Annotated in this window: 12 protein-coding genes; 6 read left to right on the forward strand and 6 right to left on the reverse strand. The window is 42.6% G+C overall.

Features of this window, described 5'->3' with window-relative positions; all coding sequences use genetic code 11:
- The first annotated feature begins 26 nt into the window (after positions 1-26).
- The 6 genes from ACN20O_RS01250 to ACN20O_RS01275 all read left to right on the forward strand — a co-directional run bounded on the left by ACN20O_RS01250 (position 27) and on the right by ACN20O_RS01275 (position 6608).
- Complete coding sequence (locus ACN20O_RS01250) at positions 27-1808, forward strand: YiiX/YebB-like N1pC/P60 family cysteine hydrolase (RefSeq protein WP_491636402.1); 1782 nt, start codon at positions 27-29, stop codon at positions 1806-1808.
- Positions 1789-2736, forward strand: a complete 948-nt coding sequence (locus ACN20O_RS01255) for an NAD(P)-dependent oxidoreductase (protein WP_491636404.1) — start codon at positions 1789-1791, stop codon at positions 2734-2736. Before ACN20O_RS01250 ends, ACN20O_RS01255 begins: the two co-directional genes overlap by 20 nt.
- Positions 2733-3857: an arginase family protein gene (locus ACN20O_RS01260; protein ID WP_491636406.1), complete on the forward strand. Its 1125-nt coding sequence runs from the start codon at positions 2733-2735 to the stop codon at positions 3855-3857. The genes ACN20O_RS01255 and ACN20O_RS01260 overlap by 4 nt, the downstream gene beginning before the upstream one ends.
- Before the next feature lie 2 nt (positions 3858-3859).
- Entirely contained in the window at positions 3860-4498 is a 639-nt protein-coding gene (gene aat, locus ACN20O_RS01265; protein ID WP_491636408.1) for a leucyl/phenylalanyl-tRNA--protein transferase, read from the forward strand.
- Between the two features lie 97 nt (positions 4499-4595).
- Entirely contained in the window at positions 4596-6011 is a 1416-nt protein-coding gene (locus tag ACN20O_RS01270; RefSeq protein ID WP_491636411.1) for a YiiX/YebB-like N1pC/P60 family cysteine hydrolase, read from the forward strand.
- 87 nt (positions 6012-6098) lie between these two features.
- Positions 6099-6608: a hypothetical protein gene (locus ACN20O_RS01275; protein WP_491636414.1), complete on the forward strand. Its 510-nt coding sequence runs from the start codon at positions 6099-6101 to the stop codon at positions 6606-6608.
- Positions 6609-6656: 48 nt separating this feature from the next.
- On the opposite strand, the gene ACN20O_RS01280 is transcribed toward ACN20O_RS01275, so the two are convergent.
- The 6 genes from ACN20O_RS01280 to ACN20O_RS01305 are packed head-to-tail and all read right to left on the reverse strand — an operon-like array spanning position 6657 to position 12739.
- A complete protein-coding gene (locus ACN20O_RS01280) occupies positions 6657-7184 on the reverse strand; it encodes a NuoI/complex I 23 kDa subunit family protein (protein WP_491636417.1) in 528 nt (175 codons plus the stop codon).
- Positions 7181-8614 carry an NADH-quinone oxidoreductase subunit G gene (locus ACN20O_RS01285; RefSeq protein WP_491636419.1) on the reverse strand — a complete coding sequence of 478 codons (1434 nt, stop codon included), beginning with the start codon at positions 8612-8614 and terminating at the stop codon, positions 7181-7183. Before ACN20O_RS01285 ends, ACN20O_RS01280 begins: the two co-directional genes overlap by 4 nt.
- Before the next feature lie 2 nt (positions 8615-8616).
- On the reverse strand, positions 8617-9918 hold the full coding sequence (nuoF, locus tag ACN20O_RS01290) for an NADH-quinone oxidoreductase subunit NuoF (protein WP_491636421.1): 1302 nt from the start codon (positions 9916-9918) through the stop codon (positions 8617-8619).
- Positions 9918-10430, reverse strand: coding sequence for an NADH-quinone oxidoreductase subunit NuoE family protein (locus ACN20O_RS01295; protein WP_491636423.1), 513 nt, complete (start codon positions 10428-10430; stop codon positions 9918-9920). The genes nuoF and ACN20O_RS01295 overlap by 1 nt, the downstream gene beginning before the upstream one ends.
- Positions 10427-12133, reverse strand: a complete 1707-nt coding sequence (gene nuoD / locus ACN20O_RS01300; protein ID WP_142409310.1) for an NADH dehydrogenase (quinone) subunit D — start codon at positions 12131-12133, stop codon at positions 10427-10429. The genes ACN20O_RS01295 and nuoD overlap by 4 nt, the downstream gene beginning before the upstream one ends.
- Positions 12134-12151: 18 nt before the next feature.
- Positions 12152-12739, reverse strand: a complete 588-nt coding sequence (locus tag ACN20O_RS01305; RefSeq protein ID WP_102244063.1) for an NADH-quinone oxidoreductase subunit B — start codon at positions 12737-12739, stop codon at positions 12152-12154.
- Between the last annotated feature and the right edge of the window lie 57 nt (positions 12740-12796).

The following is a 12796-nucleotide window of genomic DNA, read 5'->3' on the forward strand; positions in this document are numbered from 1 at the left end:
TTACCCGAAATCCCAATGGAGTGAGAATGAGGGCAATCAGCTTAGTTATACTAACAGTCGCTATGCTTTACAATGTTAAAGTACAGGCTTCCACTGATGAATTTAACATCAGACCTGCTCCCATGTCTGAAATCGACAAGGCGGCCCATCTGGATGATGGTCACCTGGAAATTTCCGGCATTCATCAACTGGAAAACTTTGATCTGGAAATAGATCATATTGAGCTTAAGAAGAAAAACCCGCTTAAGGATATTGATGAGAACCTGATTCATTATACAGAACTGATGCATATCTTTGACCGCTTCAGAGTCTACAATGTTGAGTTATCACTCAAGTTTTTAGAAAAGATTCAAAAGAACAACACTTTCTCAGGCGATGACCTTTATTTAATCAAACGCACATTTGATGTCTTTTATAAGATCAATTCCAAGATGATGGAGTTCGGCGATCTTTACCAATTTAAAGCGTCGACCATGTCTAAAACTTTTTCTTCACCTGAAGTCAAAATTCCAATGGTGAAAGCGCATCTAATCTGGCTTTCTTCAAACCTGATGGTCATCGATAATATGCAGGAAGTTCACAAAATTCTTTATCAGGAAGACGGCAGCCTAAGACGCATTATCAAGAATACCATCGGCGACAAAAAAATCGATGCTGAGGGTGAAAAGAAATTAAAGAGCTTAACTGAGCAGATTAACCGCGCAGTGGAAACTGTAGAAAACATCAAGTTCTCCCAGCAAGTCAACTTAGTGCGATCAATCGTGGGCGATCTTAGAATTGCCCTGGAAAAAGACAATAATGCCCTTAGTTTATTAGATGAAATCATGAGCAACCGTGCCTCTATTGAAATCTCTCAAGGAAGACGTGAGTTTAAACTTTCGGCCTTTGGATTAAACGATGCTATTATCGGCTTCTTTAATAAGATCACTAATTTTTTAAGTGGGTTCTTCGGCAACATTGCCGGCAGTATTCATTGGAGAAAGGGATACCTTTACGAAAATCAAAGTGCTCTTGAGATTGCAACGAAATCTCTAAAACCGATGGACATCATCTTAGAAAAAAGCCCGTTTGTCTTAACTGATAAACTGATCCCGGGACACTACGGCCACGTTGCGCTTTACCTCGGCACAAAAGCTCAGCTGGATGAAATCGGAATGTGGAATCACCCATCGATTGTTCCTTACCAGGAAGATATTGAAAAAGGAAAAACGATCCTGGAAGCTGTTCGCCCGGGTGTTCGCTTAAACACAATTAAAGAATTTATGAATATCGATGAGTTCACAGTCGTGAGAAAACTCGATGGCCTAATGTCGCCGATTCAAATCTCGGAGCAGATTACTCGCGGTCTGGACCAGATGGGAAAAAGTTACGACTTCAACTTCGATATCTCGACTCTCGATAAAATCGTTTGTTCCGAGCTTATTTACATAGTTTTTGGCCACGTAAACTGGCCTACACGCTACCGTATTGGAAGACCGACGATCACTCCTGACGATATTGGAGAAGTGCTTTTTCAAAAGAATACCCGATTCAAGATGACTGATTACATGCTTTCGACTCAGCGTCATAGAATTGAAATGGAAAACATCAGTCACCTGGCCGATATCTACGAATACGAAATGAGAGCTTCTAACGGTGAAGAAATCAAGGATCCTCAAGATCCTACGAATAGCTTCTGGAAAAAAGAGACAAAGTGCTATATGGTTTCAGAGTCAAATGAACCAGGCCCTATGCGTGAAGAGGCTGCTAAAGTTCGTCAGTGTAAGACGACCTATAAAGAATATTATTATGAAGAAGTGGGAATCTAAATTAACGATTAAAAGAACAAGTACATCGCCCTACTTTTCGAGTGCCTTTAACCAACACGAAATTGAATCTCTAAATCCATACGTCGACATGCTCCCGAGTGATTCGGAAGCTGCCACGGACATGCTTATCACTAACACGCATACAAATTTTGATCTTCTAAGTGGCGAGCAAGTCGACAAACTCAAACTTGTCCTGCATCCGAATTCTGGTTATGACAATATCCCGGTGGATTTTGTCAAAGGTTCAAAGGCCCCGATCATTATCGGTAGCACCATCCGTGCCCAGGCCGTCTCGCAATACATCTTAAGCGCCCTTTTAAATCACTTTTCTCCTATTCCTCATCAACCGTTCTGGGATGTGGATAGAAAATGGCCCAGACGCCTTATTTCTGATTTAAAAGTGACATTGATTGGTTATGGCCATATCGGAAAAATCTTAAATGCAACTCTTACTCCCATGGTAAAAGAGCTCTCAATATATGACCCGTTTGAGAACTTCACTCAACTCAATAATAAAAACTCCGATGTTGTCATCCTGGCCTGTGGACTAAATGTTAAAAGCCGCCACATGATCGACAAGAACTTCTTAAACGCTATCCGCGAAGACGCTCTTATCATCAATGCTGCCCGCGGAGAGCTGGTTAAGACTCAGGACTTAGTGAACTTTCTTTCGGCCAACGTTGAAGCCTTTGCCGTTTTAGATGTTTTTGAAAAAGAGCCTGCCGACTTTGGTCTTTTTAGAAATTTAAAAAACATCAAGCACACTTCGCACATTGCCGGTGTCTTTAAAAATATCGACCAGCACACTATTAACTTTGAAGTCGAAGTGATTAAAAACTTTTTTGAACTGACCGACTTCGATTTTAAAAATAAATACCAAAAGATGATTTTACAAAACAGGCTTTCCCCTTCCATAGGACTGATATGAGTACGCCATCAAGAGCTGAATTCCTTGCCAAAACCAAACACTACCTGGTGCCACCGGGAGAAGGTGTCTTCACCGTTCACACGGCAAGTGACAAAAGAGAAAACCTGCAGAGAAAACTCTTTGGACCCGACGCTGTTAAAGACAAGCGCGTGCGCGAATTATGGGAAAAAAGTTTAGAGACAACACTTCCGCAAGCAAAATGCGTCATCTTCGGGATCGCTTCTGACGCTGGAGGTGGAATTCAAAGAGGTGCCAACTGGGGTCCACTTTTTCTGCGCGAAACATTGATTAATTCAAAAGATGATTTAAGGGCCTATGATGTGGGAGACGTCCGTGTCATCCCTCACCTGCTTCACGATAAATACCTAAACGATGAAACAATTAAAAAATGCCGTCAGGCGCTTTATGGAAGCGAAAGCATTGCCCTTCCAGTTTCTCCCCTTTCTATCGCTTACGATTTTGCTAAAGGCTTCCACGAGCAGTTTCCTGCTAAATCAATGTTCATGATTGGTGGCGACCACTCGGTTAGTTACCCGGTCGTGCGCGCTTATCTTGAGGCCAAAAAAGCTCAAGGTAAAAAAGTGGCCCTGGTTCACTTTGATGCCCACACTGATCTTTTAGAAGAAAGACTGGGAATTGATATTTGTTTCGGCACATGGACTTCACAAGTGATTCCTTTCCTTGAATCACCAAAGCACTTAGTGCAGATTGGAATTAGGGCCTCAGGAAAAGAGCGCATGCACTGGGAAAATAAATTTCATCATACGCAAATATGGGCAAAAGAAGTTTTTGACCGCGGAGCGAATGCAGTGGCCGACGACATCGTCGCTCAGTTAAAAAAATTAGACGTTGAAGAAATCTATATCAGTTTTGATATCGACGTTCTCGATCAGGAATACGCCGGAGCAACTGGAACGCCAGAACCAGGTGGACTTTCTCCGCACGAACCAATGCTCATCATGCAGACGCTTTTTGAAAACTTCAAAATCGGCGGAGCTGATATGGTGGAGATTGCCCCTCAAGTGAAGTCTTCTGCGGTTAAACAAATTGAACCGGAAACCACTTTAATGGTGGCTTCTTCTTTATCTACGTTTTTAATTCAGGCAATGGGAAGCAAGTAACCATGGCGATTGCGCAATTTCCTCCCATTGAAACGGCCGATGAGCATGGCCTTCTTGCTTTAGGCGGAGACCTGGAGCTTGAATCACTTCTACTTGCTTACTCAAAGGGAATTTTCCCCTGGCCGATTTCTAGCGAGTATCCCCTGGCCTGGTTTTCACCGGACCCGCGTGGGATCTTAGCTTTTGAAAAACTGCACATGAGTAAGAGTCTCAGAAAGTTTCTAAGAAAGAGCCCGTATGAGGTGAAGTTTAATACTAACTTTGAAGCCGTCATCATGAACTGTGCCCAAGTCCCTCGTTCAGACAATCAGGGAACATGGATCACCCAGGACATTATTAATGCCTATATCAACCTCTTTAAAAATGGGTTTGCCTACTCTGTCGAGACTTACCTTGATGAACGCCTGGTAGGCGGGATTTACGGGGTCTGTATCAATAAATTCTATTCCGGCGAGAGTATGTTCCACATTGAAGATAACGCCTCTAAAGTGGCGCTTATTTCGCTCTTATACCAGCTTCACCAACAAGGGATCGGATGGATCGACACTCAGATGGTCACTCCGGTGGTCGAGAGCCTGGGAGGGGTTTCTATTCCACGAGAAACCTATTTAAAAATGCTGCATAAGTCGCTTTATTCATAGGGCCCTTAGAAATCCTTAGTGTCTAACAAATAGACACCCGTTTATAAAAAATGCCCCCTTCCCCCAATCTGGTAAAAACCCTCATAAAATGATGGGGATGAAAACACTATTTTTTACATTATTTGTGGCGGCACAGGCCTTTACTACACTTTTTGCAGCTGAGGACCTATGCCAGGAAAAACTCAGAGAGCACATGGAGATTGTCACTTCATCTGATGATTATTTTAAATCTCTCAGAGACCATTCAAATACGATTTCTTCTTATGAGATCACTCAGTTGCAGAAACTTTTAACCAAGAGATACTCAAACTTATTAAATTTTCAATCATATTACCAGGGAGAAATGGCCAGATGTAAGCCTCTTGCCTTGAGCAATGCTGTATCCATTTATGATTTTTCGACAATCAGGGAACTCCTTATTAGTGACACTAATTTAAGACGTGTTGTGAAAGGCCTTACGAAATTTGATGGCTTTGAGTTAGAGGATTTTTTTAATGATTACAAAAAATATAATTCCAATGAATTTATCTCTGGTGTTTTGAGTGCTGTCTCTGATGAAGGAGTCGATCTTCCTCAAAACGTAAAATCAATCCATCTTTACCAAAAACAGTATGACCCGAATATGTATCGCATTTCAGATAAGGCCATCCAAGGCACAACTGCTGTTGTGGCCGGAGTTGCGCGCTTGTGGGGATTTATCTCTGACCATATGAAATGGAGACAAGGCCGTTTAAATAATAATGAAGAGGCCAAGAGTCTTATGCGCTCAAAATTAAAACCGTTTGATTTAATTTATGAAAAAAGAACTTTCGTTCTTTCAAACTACACGATCCCGGGACATTGGGGACACGTGGGAGTATGGCTTGGAACAAAAGAAGAACTCATTGAGCTTGGAGTTTGGGATCAGGAGTACTTTGCATTTTTTAGAAAGCAAGTTGAAGCAGGAAACCAGATCATGGAAATTAGAAAACCAGGTTTAGGTTTCCAGAGTCTTGATACTTTTATCAACCTAGACGAAATCGCAGTGACTCGCGTTCTCGGAGTTGCAGACCGCGCGGCCAACGTCTTCCAGGATCTCATGGCCCAAGCTGGAAAGGCCTATGACTTTAAATTTGATGCCAGAACAGCTGATAAAATCACATGTGCCGAACTCATCACCTTCAGCTACGGTGATATTAAATGGAATGAAACGAAAACACTTTTCCAAATTAGCCTTCGTCCAGATGACCTGGCCCTTCTTTCAGTGACGAACCCGGAACAATCTGAGTTTGTATTGTACTTAAAAGGAAATAAAAAAGGTGGCGACTTTCAAAATCTTGATAAAGACGAGTGGACTAAATTATTTAAACTCAAAAAAGAACTGACTCCAGAAGAGCTTGAAGAAGAGGCTCACCTGGCACGCGAAAAAGAGGAAACAAAAAACTCGAGGAACTTTATAGAGGAGCGTAGAAATACGCTCCTTTTCGGTGTCTTTTTGGCCCCAAAAATCTCACATTTCCCAATGAAATTGTAATTTTCACCCTAGTGCCCAACTCTTATTTGCACGAAAAAAAAGAGATGATACCCCTTAAGTTCAAATTGATTATCTTAGGGAGTGATCATGAAAAATGTATTCTTCGCTTTAAGCGTGCTCGCACTATGTGCTTCATGCGGAAATTCTAGCAACAAAGTAAACTCAGGAAGTGTCTCAGGAACAAACGCCTTGACTCCTTCGGCCTTGGTTAATTTTGAAGGAAACTACGACCTCATTGATATGAGAAGTGACGACTGCGGTGCTGCCCTAACGATCACCCGCGCGTGCAATGGTTACCGTCTTCAAAGCAACAACCACATGGGCGCTGAAGACTTCTGTAACGTAAACCTTGGTGGTGAAACTGACCGCAATCCACCGAACCCTGATCGCAACCCGCCTAACCCGGATAGAAATCCACCTAATCCAGATAGAACTAAACCGGAAGTGACTCAGAAAGGAAATGTGCTGACTTCTGTTGTTCGTATTAGCAGCAACCTTGCTTTCACTAATACGCTGACACTTGCTGATAATGGAGTTCTGACAAAAGTGTCGAACTTAAAGAGTAGAACCAGCCGCTGTATGTATCAAAAGAGATAAAAAAGGCCTCCATTTTGGAGGCCTTTTTTTGGTGGCATTTTTGGTCCACTATAAACGAAGTTTTAATCTGTCTTTATCATCAACTGTCGACTGAATCCCACGCCCACCGTTTAGAGATTTTCTAAACGCTAGTTCGTACTGATCAGCAACCCATTCCTTCTCTGCGTGTCCGGCCATTTCGTATTCGCTTGATAAGCGGATCGCATCTACTGGACAAGCTTCTTCACAGAAACCACAGAATACACAACGAAGCATCTCGATTTCGAAAGATACTGGTGCCTTCTCTACTTCTTTATCCGAGTCATCAGCTGCCACAATGTGGATACACTGGGCCGGGCAGTAAGTTGAACAAAGCATACAAGATGTACATCTTAGTGTTCCGTCTTCCTTTACTGTCAGGATGTGCTTTCCTTTGAAACGATCAGAATAGAAATATTTCTCTTCCGGATAGTTTAAAGTCATAACTTTATCGATACCGAAAAGGGCCTTCACAAGCTTAATGATTGTGATCTTTAGTCCAAGGACTGTCCCTTTGATATATCCGTGTGCTTTGTATAGATCAGAGTTGATAATCATAGGTTCACCCATTTCCCGTAGTAGCTTACGTCTTTAGTTGTTTCACCGTAGCTTAATCCAGCTGCTAGTTTGCGGTTTACTCCCTGGAAGTTCACGATCTCGCCTTCTTTTTCAAGGAAGCTTGGAACTGGCAGAAGGTAGTTGAACGCCTTCATTGTTGAAAGTGTCTCACCTGGAGTAAGTGCAATTCTCGTAGAAGCTTTTTCAATTTTAGTTAGAAGTGTATTGAAGTGGTCTTCATTGTACAGGATTTCAGGAACCACAACGTATGCTACGTCGTTTCCGCTGATTGATCCAAGAAGTTTATCAAGACCTGCTTGAGTGTGGTCAAAACCAGCTGCTTCGAATGCTTTTTGAGCACCACGAAGGTTAGCGTTTTTATCCCCACGTCTTAGGATTCCATCGAACTCTGGCCCAACAGTTGGAAGTGTATAAAGGGCCACTTCTGCTTTTGATCCTTTGATTGAAGCAAAGAATTTAGCGTATTCTTCATTTGTAAGCGACGTAGAAAGAATGAACTTCGCCTTTCTTCCTTTTACCAGTTCGATCACTGCGTTTTCATCAGCTGGAACAAACAGACCGTTTAGGTTTTCAGAAGCATTCTGAAGACGTGTCGGGCTTGATACGTGTTTGTAGATTGAGCGACCATCGTCACACATCCAGTGCTTGTTAACCGCTTCGTCGTATACTGGTTTTACACGGTATGATCCGTTTTTGTTTTGAGAAACTTTTACTGAACATCCAGTTTCACAACCAATACAAGTTGTGTGAACTTCTTCCAGGAACCATACACGTTGCTTAAAACGGAAGTCTTTAGATGTAAGCGCTCCCACCGGACAGATGTCTACCAGGTTTTGAGCGTAGTCGTTTTTAAGGTTTTCATTAACGTTGATTTCAGCGTGGTCACCACGGTTTAGAATCCCTAATTCATTTGTCTTCGTCACTTCAGCAGTGAATCTCGTACAACGTGAACAAAGAATACATCTCTCAGCATCCAGCATAACGTTTTTACCGATATCCTGAACTTTATCCTTGTGAACTTTCTTGTCGATCATTTGCGAATCGTACTGTCCGTACTTCATGTAATAATCTTGAAGCCCACACTCTCCGGCCTGGTCACAAACCGGGCAATCAAGCGGGTGGTTTACAAGGTGAAATTGTAGAGTTGCTTCAACAGCAGCTTTAATTTTTGGAGTGTCGTTACGAACAACCATTCCATCGCCACAAGTAGCATTACATGCTGGGAAAGGACGAGGAACCCCGTCTTGCTCAACCATGCACATACGGCATACACCGGCAATTGAAAGACCTGCGTGGTAGCAGTAGTGAGCAACTTGCTCACCGTTGTCTAGGGCAGCTTGCAGGAGGTTTGATCCTTTGACTGCTTCGATTTGTTTTCCGTTCCAGGTAATTTTTACTTTTTCAGTCATGACTATCTCTTATTAGAATTTACGTTTGTCGTTACATAGGTTTCAAGTTCTGGTCTAAAGAACTTGATCATCCCCTGAGTCGGCATCGCCGCTGCATCTGCAAGAGCACAAATAGTTTGTCCTCTCATTGAAGCTGCTGTCTTATCCAGAAGTTCGATATCTGATTTTTGAGCTTTACCAGACTCTCTTCTCTTAAAGATGCTCTCCATCCAACCGGTTCCTTCGCGGCATGGAGTACATTGTCCGCAAGACTCGTGGTGGTAGAATTCAAGTGTGTACTTTAGGATGTCACCCATGTTTCTTGTTTCATCGATAACCACTATGGCACCAGAACCAAGCATTGATCCTTTTGAAGCAACATCTTCGTAGTCCATTTTTACAGCGTATGAATCATCAGCATTTAAAACCGGAGACGACGATCCACCAGGGATAACCGCTTTAAGTTTGTTGCCGTTTCTCATTCCACCGCAGTGAACTTCAATAATTTCTTTTAGTGTTGTCCCAAGTGGTACTTCAATTACACCTGGCTTATTAACGTCTCCAGAGATTGAAAACAGTTTCGTTCCTGCTGACTTCTCTGTTCCGAATTTTTTATATTCAGCCGCTCCAAATCTCATAATCCAAGGAACTGCCGCAAGAGACTCAACGTTGTTAACCATCGTTGGAAGCCCACGGTATCCTTTGATAGCTGGGAATGGTGGCTTAAGTTTTGGCTGACCTTTTTTACCTTCAAGAGATGAAATCATTCCAGTTTCCTCTCCACAGATATAAGCTCCAGCTCCACGGTGAACGTATAGGTCAAAGTCGAAACCTTTGCCCATGATGTTCTTTCCTAGGTATCCTTTTGCATATGCTTCTTTTAGAGCTTTCTCTAAAATCATTGCTTGCTGATAGAACTCTCCACGAATGTAGATATAACCTTTTTGAGTTCCCAGTGCCCATGCAGAGATGATCATCCCTTCAATTAAGATGTGTGGGTTTTTCTCAACAAGGAATCTATCCTTGAACGTTCCCGGCTCTGATTCATCGGCATTACATAAAAGGTATTTTTGAGCGGCACGGTCCTTAGTGAAGAATCCCCACTTTACACCAGTTGGGAATCCAGCTCCTCCGCGTCCACGAAGTCCTGATTGCTTTACTTCTTCTTTAATTGTTTCAGGTTCAGCTCCAACCCATTTTTTCATCATTTCATATCCACCGGCACGTTCGAAAACGTCGATGTTATGAACACCTGGGATATGGTGGTAGCTTAGAAGAGTGTAATCTTTGTAATTAGCAGTGTCTTTTTCCATGATCTTATCCATTATGGAAGCTCCTCTAATTTTTGAATCGCAGCTACCAGGTCAACTGGCCCTACGTAATCATTATTAATACGCATACAAGGTGCCATTTCACAGGCCCCTAAACACTCCATTTTCTGAAGTGAGATTCTTCCATCGCGTGTTGGAGTTAAGTAATCTGTATCAAAGTGCTTTAAAAGGCCTTGATAGATTTCGCGTCCACCGAACATTGAACAAGTGATGTTCGTACAAACGTGAACCATGTTTCTTGCTACTGGTACATCGTAGAACATATCGTAGAAAGAAATAACTTCTTTGATTTTGATTTCAGGGATCTTCATTAGTGAGCTTACGTATTCGATCGCTTCAGTTGGAAGCCATCTGTTTTGCTCTTGAACTAAGTGAAGAACCGGAAGAAGTGCCGACTCAACATCGTCGTAACGAGTCAGTAGCTCTTCGTACTTTGCTAAGTTTTCAGCCGTGAACTTAAAAGGTGCCCCTTGGCTGTGTGATTTTTCTACTCCGTGAGAACTCATCGGTCTAACTCCCCTGCAATAATGTTCATTGAGCTCAGCTGTGCAACCGCATCGGCAAGCATGTGGTTATTAACCACTTCGCCGTATGACTGATAGATTGCAAAACATGGTGGACGAACCTTTACTCTGAATGGGTTTGGACCACCGTCAGAGATAACGTAGAACCCAAGTTCTCCGTTGGCCGCTTCAGTTGCTGAGTAAATTTCACCGACAGGTGGACGAACACCTTTCATGATAAGCATGAAGTGGTTCATTAGACCTTCGATATTTGTATAAACTTCTTTTTTAGGTGGGATACAAACTCTCTTATCAAGAGATTGAACTCCGCCAGCTGGAAGGTTTGCCAGAACCTGGTTGATGATTCGGCAAGACTGTCTCATCTCTTCCATACGAACAACGTATCTATCAAATGGAGTTCCGTCGTACCCTACTGGGATTTCGAACTCTACATCTTTATAGAAGTAGTATGGATTAGTTTTTCTGATGTCGTAGTTAACACCAGCAGCTCTTAGACATGGACCTGTGTATCCCCAATCGATTGCATTTTTAGCAGTGATTGGAGTGACTTTAGTTCTATCAACGTAAATTTTGTTTTTTGTTAAAAGAGCGTCTACTTCATCAACTCTCTTTTCGATTTGTTTTACTACATCAAGACAGTCCGTAACCCATCCAACTGGAAGCTCTTGAGCTTGGCCTCCGATACGAGTAAGTGAAACTGTAAGACGAGCACCACAAAGTTTTTCGAAAAGTTCGTAAACTTTTTCTCTCATTTCAAAGCAGTACCAGAAAGATGTAAGGGCACCAAGGTCAACCCCTGCAGCTCCAATACAAACCATGTGGTCGATGATACGAGAAAGTTCAGCAAGAACCATTCTGATTGCTTTTGCACGATCAGGAATTTCAATCCCCATCATGTCTTCGATCGCTTTACACCATCCGATGTTGTTCATTGGCGATGAACAGTAGTTCAGACGGTCAGTATAAGGAACAACCTGGTTGTACAGGTGGTTTTCAGTCATTTTTTCGAAACATCTGTGAAGGTATCCGATCTCTAGTTTTGATCTCTTGATTACCTCTCCTTCAATCTCGGCCATGATACGAAGTGTACCGTGAGTTGCCGGGTGAGAAGGCCCGATGTTGATCCATTCACGCTTTAATGATTCTTCGTGAGTGATAGTTGGATCTGGATCAAAGTGGATATCGATTGATTCAGAAAGCGGTTGGTTGTGATCCGCTCTGTAGTCTTTTCTAAGCGGGTGACCTACGAACTCGTGGTGAGTTAGAAGACGCTCTTTTTTACGTCCTTCGTAGTTGATCCCGAACATGTCCCAAGCTTCGCGCTCAAACCAGTCCGCACCTTTCCATACAGACATAACAGATGGAACCATTTCTCCACCATCAGCATCAACTGGAACACGAACGCGGACGCGCTCATGGTTTTCCATATTAAGTAGGTGGTAAACAGATTCAAATCTTTTTCCGTGAGTCCATTCAGACTTTGGTCTTCCAGTATTGTCGACACCGCAAACATCAAGGATCATGTTGAATCCAAGTTCATCTCTAAACTTAGTCATGACACTTACAAGGTTTTCAGTTGTCGCCCATACAACGTGGTTGCCGAAGGCGTATGAGTAATTTTTCTCACCGAACTTTTCAATAAGAACGGCTGAGTAATTAGATGTTGGTGTTGTCGATTCAGTCATTGATTATACCTTTGCCAATTACGCGTTTGCGCTCAGTGCTTGTTTTTGATCGTCTTGTTTTAGTTTTTCATCAAAAGCAGAAACACCGTTTTTAATACGGTCTTGAATCTGCATGATCCCCTGGATAACCGCTTCCGGAGTCGGAGGACATCCTGGGATGTAAACGTCTACTGGAATGTCACGAGAGACACCTTGAACAACGTGGTAAGCGCGGTAGAATCCACCAGAAGAAGCACAAGCACCCATTGCAATAACCCATTTAGGCTCTGCCATTTGCTCATAAATTCTTCTTAGAACCGGCGCTTGTTTCTCAGTGATTGTACCAGCGATGATCATAAGGTCAGATTGGCGTGGAGAGAAGCGAACAACCTCTGCACCAAAACGTGATGAATCGTATTTTGGACCTACTACGGCCATGAACTCAATCGCACAACAAGCAGTCCCAAATGGAAACGGCCAAAGCGAGTTTGCTTGCCCCCATCTCTTGGCCCACTCTAAGAATGTTCCAGCTTTAGTTGTTACAATTAAACGATCTAAGGCAAAGTCCTCTTCGCTTGTGCTAGTGACTTTGTTGATCGGGCTCACGAGTCTCTTATTAGTCGACATAACGTCTCCTATTCAAAAAAAATTAATGTCGGGTTCGAAGTCATATTTTAGGGATAA

Source organism: Bacteriovorax sp. As-1 (assembly GCF_058446905.1).